Genomic DNA, 24,283 nt, shown 5'->3' on the forward strand with positions numbered 1-24,283 from the left:
CTTTCGTTCCTTGTTGCGGTTCAGGCGGCCGCCGTCAGCGGCGTGAACTGCCGCACGTCCACCGAGGCCTGCGCCGACTCGAACCACGGGTCGGGTTCGCCGTCGAGCGCGAACTGCAGGCGCTCCCACAGTGCCTTGCGGCCCTCGGCGTCGTCGAGGATCTTCTTCTTCACGTAGTCCAGGCCCACGCGGCCGATGTAGTGCACCGTGCGTTCCAGGTACCAGCCTTCCTCGCGGTACAGCTGCAGGAAGGCGCCCGAGTACTCCATCACCTCGGCGGCGGTCTTCACCTTCACCAGGAACTGCGCTACCTCGGTCTTGATGCCGCCGTTGCCGCCCACATAGAGTTCCCAGCCGGAGTCGACGCCGATCACGCCCACGTCCTTGATGCCGGCCTCGGCGCAGTTGCGCGGGCAGCCAGAAACGGCCAGCTTGACCTTGTGCGGCGAGTACATGGCCCACAGCGCGCGTTCCAGGTCCTTGCCCATCTGCGTGCTGTCCTGCGTGCCGAAGCGGCACCACTCGCTGCCCACGCAGGTCTTCACCGTGCGCAGCGACTTGGCGTAGGCGAAGCCGCTGGGCATGCCGATGTCCTTCCACACGCCTTCCAGGTCTTCCTTCTTCACGCCCAGCAGGTCGATGCGCTGGCCGCCCGTGACCTTGACGGTCGGGATCTTGTACTTGTCGGCCGCGTCGGCAATGCGGCGCAGCTCGTCGGGCGTGGTGTGGCCGCCCCACATGCGCGGAATGACGGAGTAGGTACCGTCCTTCTGGATGTTGGCATGGCTGCGCTCGTTGATGAAGCGGCTCTGCGGATCGTCCTTCGCCTCCTTGGGCCAGGTGCTGATCAGGTAGTAGTTGATGGCCGGGCGGCAGGTGGAGCAGCCGTTGGGCGTGCGCCAGCCGAGGTTGCGGTAGACCTCGTCGTGCGTCAGGTAGTGCTCCTTGCGGATGGCGTCGCGCACGTCCTGGTGGCTCGCGTCGGTGCAGCCGCACACCGCCTTCTTCTTGGGCGTGGCCGAGTAGTCGCCGCCGGCGGTGAACATCAGGATCTGCTCGACCAGCCCGGTGCACGAGCCGCAGCTCGCGCTGGCCTTGGTGTGCTTCTTCACCTCGTCGAGCGTGAACAGGCCCTTTTCCTTGATGGCCTTGCAGATGGTGCCCTTGTTCACGCCGTTGCAGCCGCACACCTCGGCGTCGTCGGGCATGGTGGCGGCCTTGTTGTGGCCCTCGTGGCCGGTGTCGCCGATGTTCGATTCGCCGAACATCAGCTTGTCGCGGATGTCATGCACGCTGCGGCCGTCGCGCAGCAGCTTGAAGTACCAGCTGCCGTCCACCGTGTCGCCGTAGAGGCAGGCGCCCACCAGCTTGTCGTCCTTGATGACCAGCTTCTTGTAGACGCCGCCGAAGGGGTCGCTCATGACGATCTCTTCCGTGCCTTCGCCGCCCATGAACTCGCCGGCCGAGAACAGGTCGATGCCCGTCACCTTCAGCTTGGTGGAGGTGAGCGAGCCCAGGTAGCGGCCGATGCCGAACTGCGCCAGGTGGTTGGCCGCCACCTTGGCCTGCTCGAACAGCGGCGCCACCAGCCCGTAGGCGATGCCGCGGTGCGCCGCGCATTCGCCCACCGAGTAGATGCGCGCGTCGGTCACGGTCTGCATGGTGTCGGTGACGACGATGCCGCGGTTGCAGTGCAGCCGCATCTTCTCGGCCAGCTCCACGTTGGGGCGGATGCCCACGGCCATCACCACCAGGTCGGCCGCCGTTTCGGTGCCGTCCTTGAAGCGGATGGCCTTCACGCGGCCATCCTCTCCACCCACCAGTTCCTGCGTCTGCGCGCCCATCATGAACTTCAGGCCGCGGTCTTCCAGCGACTTCTGCAGCAGCTTGCCCGCCACGTCGTCGAGCTGGCGCTCCATCAGCCAGGGCATGACGTGCACCACCGTCACGTTCATGCCGCGCAGCATCAGGCCGTTGGCGGCTTCCAGGCCCAGCAGGCCGCCGCCGATGACCACCGCGTTCTTGTGCGTGCGCGCGGTCTCGATCATGTAGTCGGTGTCGGCGATGTCGCGGTAGGCGATCACGCCCTTCAGGTCCTTGCCGGGCACCGGCAGCATGAAGGGGTTGGAACCGGTGCACATCAGCAGGCGGTCGTAGGCGGCCTCGGTGCCATCCTCGGCGCGCACGATGCGTTTCACGCGGTCGACCTCCACCACCTTCTTGCCGGCGTGCAGCGTGATGTTGTTCTCGGCATACCACTCCCAGCTGTTGAGCACGATCTCGTCGATCGTCTGCTCGCCCGCGAGCACCGGTGACAGCAGGATGCGGTTGTAGTTGGGATGCGGCTCCGCGCCGAAGACGGTGATGTCGTACAGGTCGGGCGCGATCTTCAGAAGCTCTTCGAGCGTGCGCACGCCGGCCATGCCGTTGCCGACCATCACGAGTTTCATTTTCTTCATGGGGCTGGACCTTTCAGGGAAATCAAGCGGACTTGCGCCCGCAGCGCGCGTTCAGAATCGCGCCATGAGCTTTGAAGTGGATATCGGCTACAGCAGCCGTCGCGGACCGCGCGAGGTGAACGAGGACTTCGCCGGCGCGGTGCACGCGCCGCCCGGCGACGAGGCACGCGGGCTCATCGCGGCCATTGCCGACGGCGTGTCCAGCGGAGGCCGGGGCCGCGAGGCGGCGCAGACCACGGTGATGGGGCTTCTGGCCGACTACTTCGCCACGCCCGCCACCTGGGAGCCGACCGCCGCGCTCGACCGGCTGGTCGCCGCGCAGAACGGCTGGCTGGCCGACCACAACCGCCGCCGCCAGAGCAGGAGCAGCGAGGAAGGCGGCACGGCGCTGACCACGCTCACCGCGCTGGTGCTGCACGGCCAGGGCTACACGCTGGCGCACGTCGGCGACACCCGCGCCTGGCGCGTGCGTGCCGGCGGCGAAGCGGCGGTGCCGCTCACGCAGGACCATGCCTTCGACCATCCCGACATGCGCAGCCGCCTGACGCGCGCCATCGGCCTGGACGACCAGGTGCGCGTCGACTATGTGCAGGGCGACGTTCGCGTGGGCGACTGCTTCGTGCTCACCTCCGACGGCGTGCACGGCGTGCTCAAGCCCCAGCAGGTGGCCGCGCTGGCCCTGCAGGGCGACGACGCCGAGGCCGCCAGCGAGGCGCTGGTGCATGCGGCGCTCGACGCCGGCACGCGCGACAACGCGACCGCGCTGGTCATCCGTGTCGTGGGTTTGGACGCCCGCCAGCTCGACGACGAACTCGGCGACGGCCGCCGTCTCGCGCCGCCGCCCGCGCTGAAGGTGGGGGAGGTGCTCGACGGCTACGCCATCACCGCGCTGGTGGCCGACACCGGCGTGCACCTGCTGTACCAGGCGCGCCATCCGGCCACGCGCGAGCTGGTCGCGCTGAAGACGCTGCACCCCTCGCGCGCCGGCGATCCGCAGGAGCGCGCGATGCTGGCCCACGAGGCCTGGCTGGGGCTGCGCGTGGGCGGCAATGGTTTCGTCCGCGTGCATGAGCGCGCCGCGGACGCGAGCGCGCTGTACGTCGTGTTCGACTGGCACGGCGGGCGCACGCTCGAGCAGCTGCGCAAGGCCAACCCGCGCGGCGCGGTGCCCGAAGTGGTGGCCGCCGCCATCGAGCTCAGCCGCGCGCTCGGCAGGCTGCACCGCCAGGGCGTGATCCACCGCGACGTCAAGCCCGGCAACCTGCACCTGGGCGAGGACGGGCGCTGGCGCATCCTCGACCTGGGCGTGGCGCTGTCCGGCCGGGAGGGCGCGGCGCAGCGCGAGCTGCATGCGGGCACGCCCAGCTACATCAACCCCGAGCAGTGGGAGGAGGGCGGCACCGCGAACGCGGCCAGCGACCTGTTCGCCCTCGGCGTCACGCTCTACCAGTGGCTCACCGGCCATCTGCCCTACGGCGAGATCGAGCCCTACCAGGTGGCGCGCTACCGGCGCGACCCGGTTGCGCTCTCGCGGTTGCGGCCCGACGTGCCCATCTGGCTCGACCACCTGGTGCGCAAGGCCGTCGCCCGCGATCCGCGCGAGCGTTTCGAGACCGCCGAGGAGCTGCTGCTCGCGCTCGAACGCGGTGCATCCCGCCCCGTGAACGCGCCCGCCGCCACGCCGCTGATCCGCCGCGACCCGCTCGCGCTCTACCAGCTGGCGCTGGGCGTGTCGGTGCTGTTCAACCTCCTGTTGATCGTGTGGCTCCTGTTCTTGCCACGATGAGCGGAGGCGGGCGGGGCGGTTCATGACCGGGCAGCCTTCCGCGTGTTGTTGACTGCGGGCGAAGCATGTGCCGGCGCGATGCGCGCACGGCCACCCTTCTCGGCCCAGGTGCGGGTCCAGCGGATCTGCATCACGCGCATCACGCCCAGCATCACGAGCGAGAGCACCGCGAAGAAGATGAAGCCCCAGAGGTAGCTGCCCAGGTACTGCTTCGACAGGCCCATGGCGTTGGGCACGAGGCCGCCGCCCAGGGCGCCGATCTCGCCGATCATGGAGCCGGCCACCGCGGTGCTCGCGGGCCAGCGCAGCGGCACCAGCTGGAACAGCGCGCCGTTGCCCGCGCCCAGCGCTGCGAAGCAGACGATCAGCGCCAGCGTGGTCACGGCCAGCGAGGCCGACGAGACGCCCACCAGCACCAGGCTGGCGGTCACCACCAGCAGCACCACCGTGAGGGTGTTGACGCCGCCCCAGCGGTCGGAGATCCAGCCGCCCGCGACGCGCACCGCCGCACCCATGAAGGCCGCGAGCATGGTCAACTGGCCGGCCTGCACCTTGCTCACGCCGAACTGGTCGTAGTAGTAGGAGGGCAGGAAGGTCGTGAGGCCGATGAAGCCGCCGAAGGTCACGCCGTAGATCAGGCTGAACACCCAGCCGTCCTTCTCGAACAGGCAGGCGATGTGCTCGCGGAAGCTCGAATGCGCGTTCACGTCCGGCGGCTCCTTGGCGAAGAGCACCATCACCACCATCGGAATCAGGATGGCGACGGCGGCCACGCCGTACACCGCCTGCCAGCCCAGCCAGTTGGCCAGCGGCGGCGCCACCAGCACCGACACGGCAGTGCCCACGTTGCCCGCGCCCACCAGGCCCATGGCCAGGCCCTTGTGCTGCGGCGGGAACCAGCCCGAGCCCAGCGACAGCGCCACGCCGAAGCTCGCGCCCGCGATGCCCAGCAGCACGCCCATGGCGAGCAGGTCGTTGAAGCTCTTCACGAAGAAGAAGCCGAAGAGCATCGCCACCGCGATCAGCGCCATCTCCACCAGCGTGGCCTTCTTGCGCCCGATGTACTGCGACAGGATGCCCAGCGGAAAGCGCATGAGCGCGCCCGCGATGATCGGCACCGACAGCATCAGTCCCTTCTGCGCCGGCGAGAGGCTGAAGGTTTCGCCGATGAAAGGCGCCATGGCGCCGTTGAGCACCCAGATGCAGCAGGAGAACGAGAAGTACAGGAAGGCCGCGAACAGTGTCGGACTGTGGCCTGACTGCAAGAAATTCCTGAAACCTGACATGGCGTTCAAAGATGCAAAGAGCCGCGGCGCGGCCCTGGGGAGGCCGTGTCGACGGACGGGGTTGGGAGCGGAGTGCCGGCAGCGGACGCTGTCGACGTGGGGGTGCGCGCGGCATGTGCGTTGCCGGGCCGGATGCAGGAGCCTGCAGCCTCTTCACCAAAGCGGTGCTTCGTTACACCGCGCCCTGTTTCATGCAAGAGGCGTGCCTGCGAATTCGCGCGGGCGTGGCCTATGCTCGCGGTGCGCTCCCGCACCGCTTCTTTTCCACGATGTCCCTTCTCGTTGTCCTGCCCGATGAAACCGCCGGCCTCGTGCTGCCAGAGGCGCTGGCGAAGGCCCTGTCCGGTGCGGGAATCGATGTGCTCGCGGTTGCCGATTGCGCCGGCTTCGCGCGGCAGGTCGAGGCGCTTTCCCCTCGGCAGGCGCTGATCTTCCTGTCTCTGCCTACGCCCGCGCTGTTCGACACCTTGCACAGCTGGGCCGGCGTGCCACCGTGCGCGCTGAGCCTTGTCAGCGAGCCGCTGAGCGCCGCGCAGCACGAGGAACTGGTCGCGCTCGGCGTGCACGCCTGGATACAGGCCGAAGCCATCGAGGCCGGATCGCTCGTCGCATTGATGGCGCGCGCCTCGTCCCGCTGGCAGCGCGAAGCCGCGCTGCGCACCGAACTGGAGAACCTGCGCACCCGCATGGACGAGCGCAAGTGGGTCGATCGCGCCAAGGGCCTGCTGATGTCCGCGCGCGGCATCGGCGAGGACGAAGCCTTCGGCCTGCTGCGCGGTGCCGCGATGCACGCGAACCTGCGGCTCGGAGAGGTGTCGCGCTCGGTCATCGAGGCCGCGCAGTGGGCGGACGCCATCAACCGCGCCGGGCAGCTGCGCATGCTCTCGCAGCGGCTGGTGCGCGTGGCGGCGCAGCTGCTGGGCGGCATCGACGCGCAGCGCGCCCGGCTGCTGCGCACGCAGTCTTCCGAGCGGGTGCAGCAGAACCTGGATCATCTGGCGGCCCTCGGGCTTGGTGCTGCCGGCGTCGAGGCGCTCGCGCAGGCGCAGGCCGCGTGGAGCGGGCTGGCCGATGCGCTCACGGCGAAACCGACTGCTACAGGGCTGGCCGACATCGACCGGCGTGCCGAAGTGCTGCTGGAGGCTGCCGAGGCGCTGACCGAGGCGCTGGAAACCTCGGGCGCGCGCCGCGCGCTGCGCATCGTCAACATCTGCGGGCGGCAGCGCATGCGCGCGCAGCGGCTCGCGAAGGACGCGCTGCTCGCGGCGGCGCTGAAGGAAGAAGCGGCCAAGGCGCGGCTGGTGCCGACCATGGCCGAGTTCGAAGCCGCGCTGCTCGAACTGGAGCGCGCGCCGCTGAGCACCGCAGAGATCCGCGCCGCGCTGGCGAGCGCGCGCGACGAATGGCTGCGGCTGGTCGGCGGCGTGCAGGCGCTGGACAGCGCCGATGGCCGCGCCACGCTGGTGCGTTCCAGCGAGGCGCTGGTCGACACCTTCGAACGCCTCACGGCGTCGTACGAGCACAGCCTCCAGGTCATCATGTCGTGACGCCTCCGGTGCCGGCGCTCGGTCTGCGTCAGGCCGCGACCTTCTCCACGTGCGCCTGGCGCGTGTAGAGGAAGTCGATCACCGCCTTGCGCGCGTGCACGTAGACAGGGTCCTCGGCCAGTTCGACGCGGTTGCGCGGGCGGGGAATGTCCACCGACAGCACGTCGCCGATGGTGGCGGCCGGGCCGTTGGTGAGCATCACGATGCGGTCGCTCAGCAGCACGGCCTCGTCCACGTCGTGCGTGACCATGACGACGGTGCTATGCGTCTTCTGCACGATGGCCAGCAGCTCGTCCTGCAGCTTGGCGCGGGTGAGGGCGTCGAGCGCGCCGAAGGGCTCGTCCATCAGCAGTACCTTGGGCTCCATCGACAGCGCGCGAGCGATGCCCACGCGCTGCTTCATGCCGCCGGAGATTTCGCCGGGGCGCTTCTGCGCGGCGGCGGTGAGGCCCACCAGCGCCAGCGCGGCATCGGTGCGAGCGCGAAGCTGCACCTTGCTCTCGGTGGCCGCGAACACGCGCTCGACCGCGAGGTAGACGTTCTCGAAGCAGGTGAGCCAGGGCAGCAGCGAGTGGTTCTGGAACACCACCGCGCGCTCGGGGCCGGGGCCCTTGATCTCCTTGTTGGCGCACAGCAATGCGCCCTCGGTGGGCGTGGTGAGCCCGGCGATCAGGTTCAGCAGCGTCGACTTGCCGCAGCCCGAGTGCCCGATGAGCGTGATGAACTCGCCCTTGGCCACGTTCAGGTTCACGTCGCGCAGCGCGACGAAGCGGCCCTTGGGCGTCTTGAAGGCCTGCTCGACGCCGTGGATCTCGATGTACTTGGTGTCGTTCATGATGTGTGCTCCTGAATGCGGGGACAGAACGCAGAAGAAAGTCAAAAACTACGCAGAAGTCGCAGAAGGAAGACCGAAGATTTTTTGTTTCTCTTCTGCGACCTTCGCGGAACCTTTGCGATTTCTGCGTTCGGCTGTCCGAATCTGTCTTCAGCTCAGCCCTTCACTTCGTCGAAGGTGAAGGCCGTCGCCAGCTTGATGAGCGCGAACTCCAGCACCAGGCCGACGATGCCGATCACGAAGATCGCGATGATGATGTTGGCGACGTTGAGGTTGTTCCACTCGTCCCACACCCAGAAGCCGATGCCCACGCCGCCGGTGAGCATCTCGGCGGCCACGATCACCAGCCAGGCGGTGCCCACGGCAAGCCGAACGCCGGTCAGCATGTAGGGCAGCACGGCGGGGAAGAGGATCTTGGTGAGGATCTTCCATTCGCTGAGGTTCAGCACCTTGGCGACGTTCATGTAGTCGGTGGGCACGCGCTGCACGCCCACGGCGGTGTTGATGACCATCGGCCAGATCGAGCAGATGAAGATGGTCCAGATGGCCGCCGGGTTTGCGCCCTTGAACACCAGCAGGCCGATGGGCAGCCAGGCCAGCGGCGAGACCGGGCGCAGCAGGCTGATGAGCGGGTTGAACATGCGCGAGAGGAACTCGAAGCGCCCTATGGCGAAGCCCGCCGGAATGCCCACCAGCGCCGCGAGGCCGAAGCCCAGCGCCACGCGCTGCAGCGAAGAGAGCACGTTCCAGCCCACGCCCTGGTCGTTGGGGCCCTTGCTGTAGAACGGGTCGCTGAACACCGTCACCGCCTGCTGCCAGGTGGCCGCGGGCGTCGGGAAGCCGGTGGTGCTCTTCATGGCCACCACCTCCCAGATCAGCAGCAGCAGGCCGAAGCCCGCCAGCGGCGGCAGCACGCGCATCCAGAAGGCGCGCAGGTCGATGGGCGCGCGCGCCCGTGGCTCGGGTGCAGGGGCGGGAGCCGGCTGCGGGGCGACTGCCTTGGAGGCCGCCGGCTTGGCCGGGGCGGAGGGCGCCGCCTGCGCGGCGGCCACATCGAGCGGCGAGTGGAAGACTGCGCTGACCATGGTGTTCTCCCTATGCATGGAGCTTGAAGGATTCGGCGTACTTCTTCGGGTCCTTGCCGTCCCAGACGGAGCCGTCGAAGAGCTTGCTGCTGCGCATCGCGTCCTTGGGCACCGGCGTCTGCGTGGCGGCGGCGGCCTGCTTGTAGATGTCGATGCGGTTGATCTCGGTGGCCACCTTCAGGTAGTCGGGGTGCTCCTTCAGCAGGCCCCAGCGCTTGTGCTGCGTGAGGAACCACATGCCGTCCGACAGGTACGGGAAGTTCACGGCGCCGCCGTTGTAGAACTTCATGTGGTTGGGGTCGTCCCAGCTCTTGCCCAGGCCGTTGGTGTAGCGGCCCAGGATGCGCTGGTTGATGGCGTCCACGCTGGTGTTGACGTAGCTCTTGTCGGCGATGGTCTCGGCCATCTTGTTCTTGTTCTGCAGGCCGGTGTCGATCCACTTGCCGGCCTCGAGGATGGCGGCGGTCACGGCGCGCGCGGTGTTCGGGTACTTCTTCGCGAACTCGGCCGTGGTGCCCAGCACCTTCTCGGGGTGGTCCTTCCAGATGTCCTGCGTGGTGATGGCCGTGATGCCGATGCCGTCCATGATCGCGCGCTGGCCCCAGGGCTCGCCCACGCAGTAGCCGTCCATGTTGCCCACGCGCATGTTGGCGACCATCTGCGGAGGCGGCACGGTGATGTTCTTCACATCCTTGAACGGGTCGATGCCGGCCGATGCGAGCCAGTAGTACAGCCACATGGCGTGCGTGCCGGTGGGGAAGGTCTGGGCGAAGGTGTATTCGCGCTTCTCGGCGGCGATGAGCTTGGCGAGCGAGGCGGCGTCGACCGCGCCCTTGTCGGCGAGCTTCTTCGACAGCGTGATGGCCTGACCGTTGTTGTTGAGGGTCATGAGCACGGCCATGTCCTTCTTCGGGCCGCTCAGGCCCAGGTGCATGCCGTAGACCAGGCCGTAGAGCACGTGGGCGAAGTCGAGCTCGCCGTTGGCCAGCTTGTCGCGCACGCCGGCCCAACTGGCTTCCTTGCTGGGCACGATCTTCACGCCGTACTTTTTGTCGATGCCCAGTACCGACGCCATCACCACGCTCGCGCAGTCGGTCAGCGGGATGAAGCCGATCTTCACTTCTTCCTTCTCGGGCTTGTCGGAGCCCTGGGCCCAGACGGCCGCGCGCAGGGCGGGGTCGATGCCCACGGCGCCGATGGCGGCGGCTTGCAGGACGCGGCGTCGGCTGAGACGGGTTTTGAGCAGGTCGGTCATGGGGCGGGGCTCCGGTTGAAGACGAACAAACAAGAAGACAAAAACGAAAAGGCGTCCGCACCGCGCAGGGGCTGCTCGAAAACGAGCCCTTGCGGGATGGGGACGCCTTTGTCCGGTTCGACAGGAGGCACCCGCCGTTGGGTGTCGCCTGCCTGAAGGCCCATCGAGGGCCTGTGAACTTGTTGCTTGCAAGCCGTGTGCCAGCTTGGAGATTCGCCGGACGCTATCAAGAAAGTAGCTGGATGTCGCGCGAAGGCGCGGAGCGCCGTGGGTGATGGGCGGATTGAGGCGGCGATCGCAGTGGCACGGTTGTTGTGCGGTGCACCAAGTTCGAACGCCGCGGGAGCGCTCGCCTCAACGCGGCGGTGCGCGGTCGAGCATGGGCAGGTAGTCGGCCATCGCGAGCATCGACTCGGCCACGTCCACCAGCCTGCGCTTCTGGTTCATGGCGGTCTGGCGCAGCATCTTGTGCGCCTCTTCCTCGCTGAGGCGGCGGTGCGCCATCAAGAGGCCCTTGGCGCGCTCGACGATCTTGCGTTCGTTGAGCGAGGCGCGCACGGTCTCGAGTTCGTCGCTCATGGCCTGCAGGCGCTGCGACTGCTCGCGGACCATGTCCAGCACCGAGCGCTCCAGGTGTCGGCCGAACTGGGCAGGTGCGGCCGCCTGCGCGTCGGCGTCGTCGAAGAAGAGGGCGCCGGCCTGTGGCGTGAGCGTGTCCAGCAACTGGCGGTATTCGCGCAGTTCGCTGCGGGCCTGCGCGGTCTTGTGCTCGCACAGCGTGCGCAGGTCGCAGGCGAGGCGGTCCTCGACGGTCTTCATGGCGTCGATGCGGCGGGTGCAGCAGTCGAACCAGGCCTGGCTCAGCGCCACGTCGGCCGGCGCCGCGATGCCGCCGCGCCGGCGGATGCGTTCGAGCTCGGCCACCTCGGCGTCGGGCTGGCTGTCGCGCCAGAGCGCGAGCACCGCCTCGCCCGAGAAGTCGGTGAAAACCTGGAAGCAGCGTTCCTGCGATTCGATCAGGTGCAGCCACTGCAGGCGCTGCGCCTCGTCGCTGCGGCCCAGCGCGAGCGCTGCGGCGCCGAAGGCGCGCTCCTGGCCGGCGAACTCCTTGCCCTGCATGAAGTTGAACATCGCCACCAGCAGGCGCGAGATCTCGGGGTCGGTGGCGCCGTCGGCCGCCTCGAACACCACCGAGAGCAGGCCGGCGACCAGCTTGGCGAAGGCGGCGGTGGACTGGGCGGGCTTCAGCTCCAGCGCGTCGATGCGGCGGCGCAGGGCGGGCAGGGCGTCCAGGCCCGGCAGCACCCAGGCGATGCGGCTGAAGAGGCGCGCGTTGTTGCCGGCGTCGGCACCACGGTGGTAGTTGTCGGCTTCGAGCTGGTCGAAGCCGGCTCGCACTTCCTGCTCCAGCACGAGGCACTCGGCGATCTGCGGGCCGCGCTGCTCGGCGAAGCGGCTGCCGCGCGAGGTGAGGAACATGTTCGACATGCCGCGCTCGCGCTGCAGCGCATGGACCAGCCGCCCGATCACGCCCACCAGCTCGCTGGTGCGGGCGAGCCGGTCCAGCTCGTCGATTTCGCAGCGGCGGGCGGCGATGAGGAAGCTCAGTCCGGATTTCATGGTGGGGCGGTGCTCGAGAGCGTCACTGCAACATCCGTGCCGTTTGCCCCTTCGCGGGCGCCGGCCAGGGGGCGCCGCCTACACTCGGCGGCATGCTCTTGTTGGGAATCGAATCATCCTGCGATGAAACCGGCGTGGCGCTGGTCGAGTCGCAAGGCGACGCGCTGCCGGTGCTGCGTTCGCACGCGCTGCACAGCCAGATCGCCATGCACCAGGCCTACGGCGGCGTGGTGCCCGAGCTGGCCAGCCGCGACCACATCCGCCGCGTGCTGCCGCTGACCGAGACGGTCATGGCCGAAGCCGGCCGCTCGCTCGGCGAGATCGACGTGGTGGCCTACACGCGCGGGCCTGGGCTGGCGGGCGCACTGCTGGTGGGCGCGGGCGTGGCCTGCGCGCTGGGCGTGGCGCTGAGCAAGCCGGTGCTGGGGGTGCATCACCTCGAAGGGCATCTGCTGTCGCCGTTCCTGAGCGCCGATCCGCCGGAATTTCCGTTCGTCGCGCTGCTGGTGTCGGGCGGCCACACGCAGCTGATGCGGGTGGATGGCGTGGGGCGCTACGAGCTGCTCGGCGAGACCATCGACGACGCGGCCGGCGAGGCCTTCGACAAGAGCGCCAAGCTGATGGGCCTGCCGTACCCGGGCGGGCCTTGGCTCGCGAAGCTGGCGGAAGGCGGCGATGCCGCGGCCTTCAAGCTGCCGCGGCCGCTGCTGCACAGCGGCGATCTCGACTTTTCCTTCGCCGGCCTGAAGACGGCCGTGCTCACGCAGGCCAGGAAGCTGGGCGACGAGCTCGAAGTGCGCAAGGCGGACCTGGCGGCGTCCACGCAGGCGGCCATCGTCGAAGTGCTGCTGAAGAAATCGCTCACGGCGCTCGACCAGACCGGCCTGAAGCGGCTGGTGGTGGCGGGCGGCGTGGGAGCCAACAGGAGCCTGCGCGAGCAACTGAACGCCGCGTGCGCCAGGCGCAAGGTGCGCGTGCACTACCCCGAGCTGCACCTGTGCACCGACAACGGCGCCATGATCGCCATGGCCGCCGCGATGCGCCTGCAATCAGGCCTGTCGCAGGCGAGCGAGCGCTATGCCTTCGACGTCAGGCCGCGATGGCCCATGGCGTCGCTTTCGGTGCCTGAGACGGCGCTACCTGAGACTGCGTAATCGTTTGCTTAGACGGCCGGCCGACGGCCGGCAGCGGCAACACGTCCAGCACATTGCGCCAGAGCTGGCGCCATTGCGGCCAGTCGTGGCCGCCCTCGATCGTGAAGACCTGTTCCGGCGGCAGGGCGTCTGCCAGCAGCTTGTGGTTGCTCGCGAAGCGGTCTTCCAGCCCGAAGCCCAGGTAGAGCCGCGGCAGGTTCTTCGACGGCTTTGCCGACAGGTACTGCTGGAAGAAGGGCCAGAGCTTGCGGTCGGGCTCCTCGTCGGGCAGCGGACCGGTGGGCGCCTGCCAGGCACGCAGGCCGCCGGCCTTCTTGATCTCCGCGCCGAGCACGCGCCGGCCCAGGTAGGGCGCGAGCGCCACGATGCCGTCCACCGAGCCCGGCCGCGCCAGTTCGTGGATCAGCGCACCGAAGCCGCCGATGGAGATGCCCACGAGCCAAATCGACTTGTAGCCCTTGGCGCGCTGCGGCTCGATGACCTCGGTGTGCAGGCGGTCGCTCAGGGTCTGCTCGTAGTAGTAGGAGACATCCGCGTCCACCAGCAGCGCATCGGCCGCCAAGTGGCGTTCGCGCACGGCGGCGATGAAGCCCTCGCGCTCGAACTCGTCGGGCTTGAGGTACGCGCCCGGCAGGAACACCAGGAGCGTGTCGGATTGTTCGTTGGGATTTGCGGGCTGCAGATGAGTTTTCATGGTGCCTTGAGGGGGCACCCGAACCGCACCGTCGGGAAATCAGTGCGTTTACAAGACGCCCACGAAGAAGAAAGTTCTAAAAAAACGTCACATCATGTGACGTTAATCCAGCGCTATTGTGAATAAGGTGCTCGTTTAATGTCAAAAACGAGGTCTTACTAACATTTTCCTCTTGTGGGCTTAGGCCTGTTTAGTTGATTTGCAACTGCGTGGCCTGGCTCACCGGCACCAGCTTGCCGAGCTTCAGCGTAAGCACGCCGTTCTCGAGCTTCGCCTCGCTGGCGGCCACGTCAATGTCCTGCGGCAGCTCGTAGGCGGCCTTGAACTGGCGCTTGGCTTCGGCCTTGCTCTCGATGCGCAGCACGGCGCCTTCGATGCTGATGGCGAGGTCTTCACGCGCGAAGCCCGGCACGTCGAGCGAGAGGGTCCAGCTCTTGTCGTCCTGCTCCACGAGGGGCGAACGGCGGGTGCCTGCGAAGGCCTCTGCGGCGAAGCGCTCGAATGCGCGGTCGTAGGCGCGGGGAGCGAAGCGGGCGGTGCGAAGGGTGGGGGCGAAAAACATGGTGAAGAACTCCTGAATGAACACAATGGGGACAAGAAATGTGTGTCCCTTACACTGCGCGGCCGTTCCATCGTGAGTGCCGCTTGAGACCTCATCTAGGCGCAGCGGCACGCGTTTCAAGACAATGAATCCCCCCTTTAATTTGCGTCGCGAGACCTTGAAATTCGCGGCGCTGGCGCTATGCGCGAGGCCCTTCGCTGCGCTTGCTCAGACGCCTGCGGCACCCATTCGCCTGGCCCTCATCGAAAGCATGAGCGGGCCTTTCGCCAACACCGGGGAGGCCGTGTTCCGCAACCTGCTGTGGGCGGTGGAGCGCGTGAATGCGCGTGGCGGTGTGAAGCTGCCGGGCGTTCCCGGCGGCGCGCGGCCGCTGCAACTCGACCGCTACGACAGCAAGGGGCAGAACGAGGAAGCGCTCTCCGCGCTGCGCGCCGCGCTGGACGACGGCGCGCGCGTCGTGCTGCAGGGCAACTCTTCGGCCACTGCAGCGGCGCTGATCGATGCCATCGACAAGCACAACGAGCGCGACCCTTCGCGGCGCGCGATCTTCCTCAACTACGCGGCGGTCGACCCCGCACTCACCAACGAGCGCTGCAGCTTCTGGCACTTCCGCTTCGACGCGCATGCCGACATGCGCATGGCCGCGCTGATGGACGTGATGAAGGACGACGCGGCGCTCAAGCGCGTCTACCTGATCGGGCAGGATTACAGCTTCGGCCAGGCCGTGCTGCGCGAGGCGCGCCGGCAGCTGGGCGCGCAGCGGCCCGACGTGGAGATCGTCGGCGACGAGCTGCACCCCATGGGCAAGGTGAAGGACTTCGCGCCCTACGCCACGAAGATCATCGCCAGCGGTGCGCAGGCCGTGATCACCGGCAACTGGGGCAACGACCTCACGCTGCTGGTGAAGGCCGCTCGCGAGGCGGGTTTCGGCGGCAGCTTCTACACCTTCTATGGCAATGCGCTGGGCGCGCCGGCGGCCATCGCAGACGCGGGCATCGGCCGCGTGGTGGCCGTGGCCGACTGGCTGCCCAATGTGCAGACGGCGCAGTCGGAAGCCTTCTACCGCGCCTTCCGCGCGCGCTTTCCGAAGCCTTCCGACGACTACGTGCATATGCGGCTGCAGCTCATGGTCGAGGCGCTCGCGCAGGCCATCGAGCGCGCTGGCAGCGCCGATGCGTTGCCCGTGGCGCGCGCCCTGGAGCAGGCCGACGTGAGCATGTACGGCCAGCGCGGGCGCATGCGCGCGGCGGACCACCAGTTCCAGCAGCAGCTCGTGGTGGGCGTGATGGACAGGCAGGGCCGGCCGGGCGTGCAGTTCGACGTGGAAGGCTCGGGCTACGGCTTCCGCGTGGTCAAGACCATCGCCCCGGAGCGCGCCGAGCTGCCGACCTCGTGCAAGATGAAGAGACCTTGAAGCTGATGACGAACAACAGGAACTGCCTACATGCGTGAAGCCATCCACAACCTCGAAGCATCGAAGATCCGCGAAGTCGCCAATGCCGGCATGGGCCGCGACGACGTGCTGGCCTTCTGGTTCGGCGAGAGCGACGAAGTCACCCCCGAGGTGGTCCGCCAGGCAGCCATCGAATCGCTGCAGCGCGGCGAGACCTTCTACGCCCACAACCTCGGCCTGCCCGAGCTGCGCGAAGCCATCGCGCGCTACACCAGCGCGCTGCACCCCGCCGTCGAGGCGTCGCGCATCGCCGTCACTTCGGGTGGCGTGAGCGCGCTGATGCTGGCGGTGCAGGCGCTGGTCGATGCGGGCGACGAGGTGGTCGCCGTCACGCCGGTGTGGCCCAACCTCACGGCGCAGCCCGCGATCATGGGCGCGCACGTGCGCACGCTGCCGCTGGTGCCGGTGAACGGGCAGTGGACGCTCGACCTGCCGGCGCTGCGCGCGGCGGTCACCTCGAAGACCAGGCTGCTGATCGTCAACGCACCGAACAACCCGACGGGCTGGACCATGAGCCGCGACGAGCAGCAGGCCGTGCTCGACCACTGCCGCCAGACGGGCACGTGGATCCTGGCCGACGAGGTGTACGAGCGGCTCTATTTCGAGCCCACGCCCAACGCCTGCGCGCCGAGCTTCCTCGACATCTCGAAGCCGGACGACCGGCTCGTGGTCACGCACAGCTTCTCCAAGAGCTTCCTGATGACCGGCTGGCGCCTCGGCTGGCTGGTGCTGCCGCCGTCGATGGTCGATGGCATCGGCAAGCTGATCGAGTTCAACACCTCGTGCGCCAGCGTGTTCACGCAGCGCGCAGCCATTGCCGCCATCGAGCACACGGCCGAGATCACGCCGCGCGTGGTGGCGCACCTGAAGCAATGCCGCGATACGCTGGTGCCGCTGCTGGCCGCGCTGCCGGGCGTGCAGGTGGCGCCGGCCAAGGGCGGCATGTACGCCTTCTTCCGGCTCGAAGGCTTCGGCGATTCGCTCGAAGTGGCCAAACGGCTGGTGGCCGAGGCCGGCCTGGGGCTCGCGCCGGGCAATGCCTTCGCGCCCGAGGCGCAGGGCTGGCTGCGCTGGTGCTTCGCGTCGAAGGATCCGCAGCGGCTGGTGAAGGGCGTGGAGCGGCTGCGCGACTGGCTGGCGCGGCAGAAGTAACACCGGCTGCAACACGGCCGGTCGGCCGGCTGCAATTTCGTTCAATACGCGGCGCGGCCGGGCCGCGAAGCTCGGGCTTTTCTCCACGAAGGCGGAAGGTCCGGGATGTCGCAACGGTTCAAGGGCATGGCGCTTTGTGCGCTGGCAATGGTCACGGTCGGGAGCACGGTGGTGGCCAGCAAGGTCATCGCGGCGGGGCTGCCGCCTTTCACTGCGACGGCGCTGCGCTTCGCGCTGGCGCTGCCGGTCTTTCTCGTGCTGCTGCGGTTGACCCGTACGCCATTGCCGCGGCCCGATCGGCGCGACCTGGCGCTGCTGGTGTGCCAGGCGGGGCTGGGGAGCGTGGGTTACACGGTGCTGCTGATCCTCGGCGTGCGCTGGGCGCCGGCCGCCAGCGCGGGCGTGGTGGCGGGCACCTTGCCGGCGGTAGCTGCGCTGGTGGCGGTGATCGCGCTGCGCGAGCGGCCGGGGCGGTATCTGGTGGGCAGCATCGTGCTGGCGACGGCGGGGGTGTTGGCGATCAACTGGCCCGGGGGCGGTGCGGCGGCTGGATCGAGCTCCCCGGCGGCGCTGGCAGGCAACCTGCTGGTGCTGGGTGCGGTGATCTGCGAGGCGATGTTCATCCTGCTCAACAAGCGGCTGCGGGTTCCGGTGCGGCCGCTGGCGCTTTCTACGCTGATGACGGCGTTCGGGCTGCTGCTTTCGCTGGTTCCGGCTCTTTTCGAGCGGGCCTGGGAGCGGCCTTTGCCCGCCGAGGCGCTGGCCGGCGTCGCCTACTACGCGCTGGTGCCCACGGTGCTGGGCTTCGTGCTGTGGTTTGCGGGGTCTTCCCGGCTGAACGGGGCAGAGGCGGCGCTGTTCACGGCCGTCCTGCCGGTCTCGGCGCTGGTGCTGGCGGCGCTGTGGCTGGGCGAGAGCATCAGCGCGGCGCAGATCGGCGGGGCGGCCTGCGTGCTGGGCGCGGTGGGGCTGGCGTCGCTCGACGGGAGGCCTGCCCGTGCTTCCAAGGGGGTAAAAGGGCGGGGCGGGGCGGTCGGGCTATAATCCCAAGGCTTTGCATGCCGCAAGGCGCACGGCGAGGGCAGTTCCAGTCCTGGCCGCAAGTCAAACATCCAGGAACAAGGAAATCAACATGATCGCAGCCTCCATCAAGGCCGAAGTTGTCAAGGACAACGCCCGCGCCGCCAACGACACCGGCAGCCCCGAAGTGCAAGTCGCACTGCTGACCGCCCGCATCAACGAGCTCACCCCCCACTTCAAGACGCACGCCAAGGACCACCACGGTCGTCGCGGCCTGCTGCGCATGGTGAGCCGCCGCCGCAAGCTCCTCGACTACCTCAAGTCCAAGGACGCCGACCGTTACACCGCGCTGATCGCCAAGCTGGGTCTGCGCAAGTAATCCAAATCGCATGAAAAAACGCCTGGGTTAGTCCGCTAGCTCAGGCGTTTTTTACTTCGCGATCCACTTTCGGAGTGCCCAAACAGAGCGAAGCTGTGTCATTCCAATGAAGTTCCCGCCGAGCTTCGCTGGAATGGCATCGTGTTCTGAGAAGCCTCCGTCACCTGCGGACTCCGTGTAGTTCGCTATCAAAACAGGAGCAAAACATGAGCCTCTTCAACAAAGTCACCAAGTCGTTCCAATGGGGCGGCAAGACCGTGGTCATGGAAACGGGCGAGATCGCCCGCCAGGCCAGCGGCGCCGTGCTCGTCGACATCGAGGGCACCGTCATCCTCGCGACCGTGGTCGCCTCCAAGTCAGCCAAGCCCGGCCAGGACTTCTTCCCGCTGACCGTCGACTACATCGAGAAGACCTATGCCGCGGGCAAGATCCCCGGCAGCTTCTTCAAGCGCGAAGCCAAGCCCAGCGAGCATGAGACGCTGACCAGCCGCCTGATCGACCGCCCGATCCGTCCGCTGTTCCCCGAAGGCTTCCTGAACGAAGTGCACGTGGTCGTGCACACGATCTCGCTGAACCCCGAAGTCGACGCCGACATCGCCGCCATGATCGGCGTGAGCGCCGCCCTGTCGATCTCCGGCGTGCCGTTCAACGGCCCGATCGGTGCCGCCCGCGTGGGCTACATCAACGGCCAGTACGTGTTGAACCCGGGCCAGACCGCCCGCAAGGATTCGCAGATGGACCTCGTCGTGGCCGGCACGCAAGCCGCCGTGCTGATGGTCGAGTCCGAAGCCCTGCAGTTGAGCGAAGAAGTCATGCTGGGTGGCGTGGTGTTCGGCCACGAGCAGGCCAACATCGCCATCGACGCGATCCATGAACTCGTGCGCGACGCCGGCAAGCCGGTGTGGGACTGGCAAGCGCCCGCCGAAGACGAAGCCTTCGTCGCCAAGGTCAAGGGCCTGGCCGAAGACAAGCTGCGCGCCGTCTACCAGATCCGCAGCAAGCAGGCCCGCACCCAGGCCCTGCGCGAAGCCAACGCCAGCGTGCTCGAGGCCCTGAAGGCCGAAGGCGCCGAATTCGACTCCGGCAAGGTTTCCGACCTGCTGTTCGCCATCGAATCGAAGATCGTGCGCAGCCAGATCCTGTCGGGCGAGCCGCGCATCGACGGCCGCGACACGCGCACCGTGCGTCCCATCGAAATCCGCAACTCGGTGCTGCCCCGCACCCACGGCTCGGCCCTGTTCACGCGCGGCGAGACGCAGGCGCTGGTCGTGACCACGCTGGGCACCGAGCGCGACGCACAGCGCATCGACGCGCTGGCCGGCGAGTACGAAGACCGCTTCCTGTTCCACTACAACATGCCTCCCTTCGCCACCGGTGAGGTGGGCCGCATGGGCTCCACCAAGCGCCGCGAAGTGGGCCACGGCCGCCTGGCCAAGCGCGCGCTGGTCGCCGTGCTGCCGAACAAGGAAGAGTTCCCGTACACGGTCCGCGTGGTGTCGGAGATCACCGAGTCGAACGGCTCGTCGTCGATGGCATCGGTGTGCGGCGGCTGCCTCTCGATGATGGACGCCGGCGTGCCCATGAAGGCGCACGTGGCCGGCATCGCCATGGGCCTGATCAAGGAAGACAACCGCTTCGCGGTGCTGACCGACATTCTGGGCGACGAGGATCACCTGGGCGACATGGACTTCAAGGTGGCCGGTACGACCAACGGCATCACCGCCTTGCAGATGGACATCAAGATCCAGGGCATCACCAAGGAAATCATGCAGGTCGCGCTGGCACAGGCCAAGGAAGCGCGCATGCACATCCTCGGCAAGATGCAGGAAGCGATGGGCGAGGCCAAGTCCGACGTGTCGCAGTTCGCACCGCGCCTGACCACGCTGAAGATCAACCCCGAGAAGATCCGCGACGTGATCGGCAAGGGCGGCGCGGTCATCCGCGGCCTGCAGGAAGAAACCGGCACGACGATCAACATCGACGAAGACGGCACCATCACCATCGCCTCGACCGATCCGGAGAAGGCCGAGATGGCCAAGAAGCGTATCGAGCAGATCACTGCCGAAGTCGAAATCGGCAAGGTCTACGAAGGCCCGGTCACCAAGATCCTGGACTTCGGTGCGCTCATCAACCTGCTGCCCGGCAAGGACGGCCTGCTGCACATCAGCCAGATCGCGCACGAACGCGTCGAGAAGGTGACCGACTATCTGAGCGAAGGCCAGATCGTGAAGGTCAAGGTCCTCGAGACCGACGACAAGGGCCGCGTCAAGCTGTCCATGAAGGCCCTGACCGAGCGTCCGGCCGGCATGGAGTTCAGCGAGCGTCCCCCGCGCGAAGACCGTGGTGACCGCGGCGAGCGTCGTGAGCGTGGCGACCGCGGAGACCGCGGTGATCGCGGCGAGCGTGGTGGTGACCGCGGCGGCGATCGCGGCGAACGCGCGCCTCGCTTCAACGAACAGCAGCAACAGCCGCGCAGCGAAGCGCCGGCCGGCGAGCAGCCGCAGCAGCAAGCTCCGCGCGAGCCTCAGGAGTAAGAAGGGCGCGAGGGTGGCGGCTGTGCATGCAGCCGCCATTGCTGCCTCTTCATCTTTTGAACGTCAAGCTGCGCCCCATCTGCGGGCGCTGGAGGCCGAAAGACCATGAAAGCCATTGAAATCACTTCGTACGGCGCCCCCGAGGTGCTGCGCGTCGCCGAGCGTCCCGACCCCGTCGCGGGCGCCGGCGAACTGCTGATCCGCGTTGCGGCGAGTGGCGTCAATCGCCCCGACGTGTTGCAGCGCAAGGGGCACTACCCGGTGCCGCCGGGCGCGTCCGATCTGCCGGGCCTCGAAGTGGCTGGCGAGATCGTGTCGGGCGATGCCGCGGCGCTGGCAGAGGCCGGCTTCAAGGTCGGCGATCGCGTCTGCGCGCTGATTGCCGGCGGCGGCTATGCCGAGCTGTGCGTGGCGCCAGTGGCGCAATGCCTGCCAGTGCCCAAAGGGTGGAGCGATCTCGAAGCGGCTTCGCTGCCCGAGACCTTCTTCACTGTCTGGAGCAACGTGTTCGAACGCGGCCGCCTCCAGAAGGGTGAGACGCTGCTCATTCAGGGCGGCTCGAGCGGCATCGGCGTCACGGCGATCCAGATCGCCAAGGCGCTCGGCGCGACCGTGATCGTCACGGCCGGCAGCGACGACAAGTGTGAAGCCTGCCTCAAGCTCGGCGCCGACCACGCCATCAACTACCGCACCAGCGACTTCGTCGAAGAGGCGAAGAAGCTCACGGACGGCAAGGGCGTGGACGTGGTGCTCGACATGGTCGCTGGCGACTACGTGGCGCGCGAGGTCGAATGCCTGGCCGAAGATGGTCGTCTGGTCATCATCGCGGTGCAGGGCGGCGTGAAGAGCGAGATCAATGCGGGTCTCGTGCTGCGCAGGCGGCTCACGATCACCGGCTCGACGCTTCGTCCGCGGCCCGTGGCGTTCAAGGGCGCCATTGCCAGGGCGTTGCGCGAGAAGGTGTGGCCGTTGCTGGAAAGCGGCGCGATCAAGCCCGTGATCCACAGCACCTTTGCCGCGGCGGGCGAGCCCAGCGGCGCGGCCCAGGCTCATGCGTTGATGGAATCGAACCAGCACATTGGCAAGATCGTGCTGACGTGGTGAGCAACGACAAGAAGAACGAGATGACGACCAAGAAGAAACTGATCGCCGGCAACTGGAAGATGAACGGCGGCCTGGCTGCCAACGAGGCGCTGGTGAAGGCCCTCCAGCAGGGCCTGGCCGCGAGCCCGGCCGCGTGCGACGTGGCGCTGTGCGCGCCCGCTCCGTATTTCGCGCAGCTGCAGTCGCTGCTGGCGGCTTCGCCGGCCTTGGCGCTCGGCGCGCAGGATGTCTCGGCGCACCCGCAAGGCGCGTTCACGGGCGAGCAATCGGCCGCGATGCTGAAGGACTTCGGCGTGCGCTATGCAATCGTCGGCCACTCCGAGCGTCGCCAGTACCACGGCGAAAGCGACGAAGCGGTTGCTGCCAAGACCGCGGCTGCGCTGGCCAACGGCATCACGCCGATCGTCTGTGTGGGCGAGACCCTTGCGCAGCGCGAAGCAGGGCAGACCGAAGAGGTGGTCAAGCGCCAGCTGGCTGCCGTCATTCACGTGAACGGCCATTGCATCAGCGAGATCGTGGTGGCTTATGAGCCTGTCTGGGCCATCGGCACAGGCAAGACGGCCACGCCGGAGCAGGCGCAGGCAGTGCACGCGGTGCTGCGCGCACAACTGCATCACGCGGCCAGCGAGCATGCCGCCGGCATCCGCATTCTTTATGGCGGCAGCATGAATGCGGCGAACGCCGCGGAACTGCTCGCGCAGGCCGACATCGACGGCGGCCTCATCGGCGGTGCGTCGCTCAAGGCGCCCGACTTTCTGCAGATCATTTCCGCCGCTGCGCGTTGAACGCGCAACGGTTGCATCAAATTAGGAGTAAGAACGAATGAACGTGGTCCTCAACCTTCTGGTCGGCGTGCAGATGCTGGCAGCCCTCGCGATGATCGGCCTCATCCTGATCCAGCACGGCAAGGGCGCCGACATGGGCGCGGCCTTCGGCAGCGGCAGCGCCGGCAGCCTGTTCGGTGCCAGCGGCAGTGCCAACTTCCTGTCGCGCACCACGGCAGTGCTTGCCGCGGTGTTCTTCGCTTGCACGCTGCTGCTGGCCTACTTCAGCCATGCGCGTCCTGCTGGCGGCGGCAGTCTTCTGGAGCGTGCGGCAGTAGGTGCGCCTGCTGCGCCGGCCTCCGGTGCTGCGAACGAGATCCCCGGTGCGGCAGCTCCGAATGCGCCTGCTTCGGCTCCTGCAGCCCCTGTTTCGGGTGCGGGGCAGATTCCGGGCAAGTAATCAACTCGTTTTCATGAGTTGCCCGTGAGAAATGGCTCCATTTCAGGGTAAACTCTAAATCTGTTCGGAAAGCCAAATTCCTCTTGCAGGTACCTCATGCCATCCGAACAGCAAAAACCGCGGTCGTGGTGAAATTGGTAGACACGCTATCTTGAGGGGGTAGTGGCGAAAGCTGTGCGAGTTCGAGTCTCGCCGACCGCACCAAATCTCATCGGCGGAAAACCTCATCCAGAGGTTCTTCCTGCCGGTGGCAAGCGGTGAAAAACTCTCGATGAATCTCGACTCCTACCTCCCCGTCCTTTTGTTCATTCTGGTCGGAGTCGGCGTAGGCGTCGCCCCTCAGGTCATCGGATACATTCTCGGCCCCAACAGGCCCGACACCGCGAAGAACTCCCCGTACGAGTGTGGCTTTGAGGCCTTCGAGGATGCGCGCATGAAGTTCGACGTGCGCTATTACCTCGTCGCGATTCTCTTCATCCTGTTCGACCTCGAAATTGCATTCCTCTTTCCATGGGCTATTGCGCTCAAGGAAATCGGCGCTGTTGGCTTCTGGGCCATGATGATCTTTCTCGCCATCCTCGTCGTGGGCTTCGCCTACGAGTGGAAAAAGGGCGCGCTCGACTGGGAATGACAAGGAAGAAACACGATGGCCATTGAAGGCGTTCTCAAGGAAGGCTTCGTCACCACGACCTACGATTCGGTCGTCAACTGGGCGAAGACTGGTTCTCTCTGGCCGATGACCTTCGGCCTTGCATGCTGTGCGGTGGAGATGATGCACGCGGGCGCCGCCCGCTATGACATCGACCGCTTCGGCATGCTGTTCCGCCCCAGCCCGCGCCAGTCCGACCTGATGATCGTGGCTGGCACGCTGTGCAACAAGATGGCTCCAGCCCTGCGCAAGGTCTACGACCAGATGCCGGAGCCGCGCTGGGTTCTCTCCATGGGTTCGTGCGCGAATGGCGGTGGCTACTACCACTACAGCTATTCGGTCGTGCGCGGCTGCGACCGCATCGTGCCGGTCGATGTCTACGTTCCGGGTTGCCCGCCCACCGCCGAGGCCTTGCTCTACGGCGTGATCCAGCTGCAGCAGAAGATTCGCCGCACCAACACCATTGCCCGCGCCTGAGGGACCGC

21 protein-coding genes and 1 tRNA gene are annotated in these 24,283 nt (G+C 67.4%); 14 read left to right on the forward strand and 8 right to left on the reverse strand.

The features are described from left to right. Window positions 1-20: 20 nt before the first annotated feature. A complete protein-coding gene (gene nirB / locus ABL838_RS11450) occupies window positions 21-2,459 on the reverse strand; it encodes a nitrite reductase large subunit NirB (RefSeq protein ID WP_418125391.1) in 2,439 nt (812 codons plus the stop codon). A 64-nt stretch (window positions 2,460-2,523) separates the two neighbouring features. On the opposite strand from nirB, the gene ABL838_RS11455 reads away from it, so the two are divergent. Next, window positions 2,524-4,245 carry a bifunctional protein-serine/threonine kinase/phosphatase gene (locus ABL838_RS11455; RefSeq protein WP_418125392.1) on the forward strand — a complete coding sequence of 574 codons (1,722 nt, stop codon included), beginning with the start codon at window positions 2,524-2,526 and terminating at the stop codon, window positions 4,243-4,245. Window positions 4,246-4,265: 20 nt separating this feature from the next. Here ABL838_RS11455 and ABL838_RS11460 read toward each other — a convergent pair whose 3' ends face one another. After that, a complete protein-coding gene (locus ABL838_RS11460; protein WP_126018264.1) occupies window positions 4,266-5,531 on the reverse strand; it encodes an MFS transporter in 1,266 nt (421 codons plus the stop codon). Between the two features lie 269 nt (window positions 5,532-5,800). Between ABL838_RS11460 and ABL838_RS11465 the strand changes: the two genes are divergently transcribed. Continuing rightward, on the forward strand, window positions 5,801-7,078 hold the full coding sequence (locus ABL838_RS11465) for an ANTAR domain-containing response regulator (protein ID WP_418125393.1): 1,278 nt from the start codon (window positions 5,801-5,803) through the stop codon (window positions 7,076-7,078). A 28-nt stretch (window positions 7,079-7,106) separates the two neighbouring features. On the opposite strand, the gene ABL838_RS11470 is transcribed toward ABL838_RS11465, so the two are convergent. From ABL838_RS11470 to ABL838_RS11485, 4 genes are all read right to left on the reverse strand, one after another. Then, window positions 7,107-7,913: an ABC transporter ATP-binding protein gene (locus tag ABL838_RS11470; protein ID WP_418125394.1), complete on the reverse strand. Its 807-nt coding sequence runs from the start codon at window positions 7,911-7,913 to the stop codon at window positions 7,107-7,109. A 155-nt stretch (window positions 7,914-8,068) separates the two neighbouring features. After that, window positions 8,069-8,998, reverse strand: coding sequence for a nitrate ABC transporter permease (gene ntrB, locus ABL838_RS11475; RefSeq protein ID WP_418125395.1), 930 nt, complete (start codon window positions 8,996-8,998; stop codon window positions 8,069-8,071). A gap of 10 nt (window positions 8,999-9,008) precedes the next feature. Continuing rightward, window positions 9,009-10,253 (reverse strand): CmpA/NrtA family ABC transporter substrate-binding protein, encoded by a 1,245-nt coding sequence (locus ABL838_RS11480; protein ID WP_418125396.1) that lies wholly within the window; start codon window positions 10,251-10,253, stop codon window positions 9,009-9,011. Between the two features lie 354 nt (window positions 10,254-10,607). Beyond that, window positions 10,608-11,873, reverse strand: coding sequence for a nitrate regulatory protein (locus tag ABL838_RS11485; RefSeq protein ID WP_126018274.1), 1,266 nt, complete (start codon window positions 11,871-11,873; stop codon window positions 10,608-10,610). Window positions 11,874-11,965: 92 nt separating this feature from the next. Between ABL838_RS11485 and tsaD the strand changes: the two genes are divergently transcribed. Further along, a complete protein-coding gene (gene tsaD / locus ABL838_RS11490) occupies window positions 11,966-13,027 on the forward strand; it encodes a tRNA (adenosine(37)-N6)-threonylcarbamoyltransferase complex transferase subunit TsaD (protein WP_418125397.1) in 1,062 nt (353 codons plus the stop codon). Here the strand turns inward: tsaD and ABL838_RS11495 are convergent. Both ABL838_RS11495 and ABL838_RS11500 read right to left on the reverse strand, forming a co-directional pair. Next, window positions 12,963-13,721, reverse strand: a complete 759-nt coding sequence (locus ABL838_RS11495) for an alpha/beta fold hydrolase (protein ID WP_184636532.1) — start codon at window positions 13,719-13,721, stop codon at window positions 12,963-12,965. The two genes, tsaD and ABL838_RS11495, sit on opposite strands and share 65 nt — an antisense overlap. A 190-nt stretch (window positions 13,722-13,911) precedes the next feature. Beyond that, window positions 13,912-14,283, reverse strand: a complete 372-nt coding sequence (locus ABL838_RS11500; protein ID WP_126018280.1) for an Hsp20/alpha crystallin family protein — start codon at window positions 14,281-14,283, stop codon at window positions 13,912-13,914. A gap of 124 nt (window positions 14,284-14,407) precedes the next feature. Here ABL838_RS11500 and ABL838_RS11505 point away from each other — a divergent pair, with 124 nt between their 5' ends. From ABL838_RS11505 to ABL838_RS11555, 11 genes are all read left to right on the forward strand, one after another. After that, the gene (locus tag ABL838_RS11505) at window positions 14,408-15,697 is read left to right on the forward strand and encodes a branched-chain amino acid ABC transporter substrate-binding protein (protein ID WP_418125398.1); all 1,290 of its coding nucleotides are present in this window, start codon (window positions 14,408-14,410) and stop codon (window positions 15,695-15,697) included. Between the two features lie 30 nt (window positions 15,698-15,727). Next, window positions 15,728-16,888 carry a pyridoxal phosphate-dependent aminotransferase gene (locus ABL838_RS11510; RefSeq protein WP_418125399.1) on the forward strand — a complete coding sequence of 387 codons (1,161 nt, stop codon included), beginning with the start codon at window positions 15,728-15,730 and terminating at the stop codon, window positions 16,886-16,888. Between the two features lie 105 nt (window positions 16,889-16,993). Beyond that, window positions 16,994-17,932, forward strand: coding sequence for a DMT family transporter (locus ABL838_RS11515; protein ID WP_418125400.1), 939 nt, complete (start codon window positions 16,994-16,996; stop codon window positions 17,930-17,932). Between the two features lie 88 nt (window positions 17,933-18,020). After that, window positions 18,021-18,287: a 30S ribosomal protein S15 gene (gene rpsO, locus ABL838_RS11520; protein ID WP_007837783.1), complete on the forward strand. Its 267-nt coding sequence runs from the start codon at window positions 18,021-18,023 to the stop codon at window positions 18,285-18,287. 206 nt (window positions 18,288-18,493) lie between these two features. After that, on the forward strand, window positions 18,494-20,821 hold the full coding sequence (pnp, locus tag ABL838_RS11525) for a polyribonucleotide nucleotidyltransferase (RefSeq protein ID WP_418119953.1): 2,328 nt from the start codon (window positions 18,494-18,496) through the stop codon (window positions 20,819-20,821). 105 nt (window positions 20,822-20,926) lie between these two features. After that, the gene (locus tag ABL838_RS11530) at window positions 20,927-21,925 is read left to right on the forward strand and encodes an NAD(P)H-quinone oxidoreductase (RefSeq protein WP_369658638.1); all 999 of its coding nucleotides are present in this window, start codon (window positions 20,927-20,929) and stop codon (window positions 21,923-21,925) included. Between the two features lie 20 nt (window positions 21,926-21,945). Then, complete coding sequence (tpiA, locus tag ABL838_RS11535) at window positions 21,946-22,710, forward strand: triose-phosphate isomerase (protein WP_184636544.1); 765 nt, start codon at window positions 21,946-21,948, stop codon at window positions 22,708-22,710. A 37-nt stretch (window positions 22,711-22,747) separates the two neighbouring features. Beyond that, on the forward strand, window positions 22,748-23,149 hold the full coding sequence (gene secG, locus ABL838_RS11540) for a preprotein translocase subunit SecG (protein WP_126018292.1): 402 nt from the start codon (window positions 22,748-22,750) through the stop codon (window positions 23,147-23,149). Window positions 23,150-23,268: 119 nt separating this feature from the next. Next, window positions 23,269-23,353: transfer RNA gene (locus tag ABL838_RS11545), tRNA-Leu, on the forward strand. Window positions 23,354-23,420: 67 nt separating this feature from the next. After that, a complete protein-coding gene (locus tag ABL838_RS11550) occupies window positions 23,421-23,780 on the forward strand; it encodes an NADH-quinone oxidoreductase subunit A (protein WP_026346262.1) in 360 nt (119 codons plus the stop codon). Window positions 23,781-23,795: 15 nt separating this feature from the next. Then, the gene (locus ABL838_RS11555; protein ID WP_007837763.1) at window positions 23,796-24,275 is read left to right on the forward strand and encodes a NuoB/complex I 20 kDa subunit family protein; all 480 of its coding nucleotides are present in this window, start codon (window positions 23,796-23,798) and stop codon (window positions 24,273-24,275) included. Window positions 24,276-24,283 lie beyond the last annotated feature (8 nt).

This window comes from Variovorax sp. 160MFSha2.1, from assembly GCF_048305075.1.
In the GTDB taxonomy this organism is placed as follows: domain Bacteria; phylum Pseudomonadota; class Gammaproteobacteria; order Burkholderiales; family Burkholderiaceae_C; genus Variovorax; species Variovorax guangxiensis.

Coding starts and splice junctions, on each gene's coding strand:
- nirB (WP_418125391.1), bottom strand. CDS start 2,459: ATGAAGAAAATGAAACTCGTGATGGTCGGCAACGGCATGGCCGGCGTG.
- ABL838_RS11455 (WP_418125392.1), top strand. CDS start 2,524: ATGAGCTTTGAAGTGGATATCGGCTACAGCAGCCGTCGCGGACCGCGC.
- ABL838_RS11460 (WP_126018264.1), bottom strand. CDS start 5,531: ATGTCAGGTTTCAGGAATTTCTTGCAGTCAGGCCACAGTCCGACACTG.
- ABL838_RS11465 (WP_418125393.1), top strand. CDS start 5,801: ATGTCCCTTCTCGTTGTCCTGCCCGATGAAACCGCCGGCCTCGTGCTG.
- ABL838_RS11470 (WP_418125394.1), bottom strand. CDS start 7,913: ATGAACGACACCAAGTACATCGAGATCCACGGCGTCGAGCAGGCCTTC.
- ntrB (WP_418125395.1), bottom strand. CDS start 8,998: ATGGTCAGCGCAGTCTTCCACTCGCCGCTCGATGTGGCCGCCGCGCAG.
- ABL838_RS11480 (WP_418125396.1), bottom strand. CDS start 10,253: ATGACCGACCTGCTCAAAACCCGTCTCAGCCGACGCCGCGTCCTGCAA.
- ABL838_RS11485 (WP_126018274.1), bottom strand. CDS start 11,873: ATGAAATCCGGACTGAGCTTCCTCATCGCCGCCCGCCGCTGCGAAATC.
- tsaD (WP_418125397.1), top strand. CDS start 11,966: ATGCTCTTGTTGGGAATCGAATCATCCTGCGATGAAACCGGCGTGGCG.
- ABL838_RS11495 (WP_184636532.1), bottom strand. CDS start 13,721: ATGAAAACTCATCTGCAGCCCGCAAATCCCAACGAACAATCCGACACG.
- ABL838_RS11500 (WP_126018280.1), bottom strand. CDS start 14,283: ATGTTTTTCGCCCCCACCCTTCGCACCGCCCGCTTCGCTCCCCGCGCC.
- ABL838_RS11505 (WP_418125398.1), top strand. CDS start 14,408: ATGAATCCCCCCTTTAATTTGCGTCGCGAGACCTTGAAATTCGCGGCG.
- ABL838_RS11510 (WP_418125399.1), top strand. CDS start 15,728: ATGCGTGAAGCCATCCACAACCTCGAAGCATCGAAGATCCGCGAAGTC.
- ABL838_RS11515 (WP_418125400.1), top strand. CDS start 16,994: ATGTCGCAACGGTTCAAGGGCATGGCGCTTTGTGCGCTGGCAATGGTC.
- rpsO (WP_007837783.1), top strand. CDS start 18,021: ATGATCGCAGCCTCCATCAAGGCCGAAGTTGTCAAGGACAACGCCCGC.
- pnp (WP_418119953.1), top strand. CDS start 18,494: ATGAGCCTCTTCAACAAAGTCACCAAGTCGTTCCAATGGGGCGGCAAG.
- ABL838_RS11530 (WP_369658638.1), top strand. CDS start 20,927: ATGAAAGCCATTGAAATCACTTCGTACGGCGCCCCCGAGGTGCTGCGC.
- tpiA (WP_184636544.1), top strand. CDS start 21,946: ATGACGACCAAGAAGAAACTGATCGCCGGCAACTGGAAGATGAACGGC.
- secG (WP_126018292.1), top strand. CDS start 22,748: ATGAACGTGGTCCTCAACCTTCTGGTCGGCGTGCAGATGCTGGCAGCC.
- ABL838_RS11550 (WP_026346262.1), top strand. CDS start 23,421: ATGAATCTCGACTCCTACCTCCCCGTCCTTTTGTTCATTCTGGTCGGA.
- ABL838_RS11555 (WP_007837763.1), top strand. CDS start 23,796: ATGGCCATTGAAGGCGTTCTCAAGGAAGGCTTCGTCACCACGACCTAC.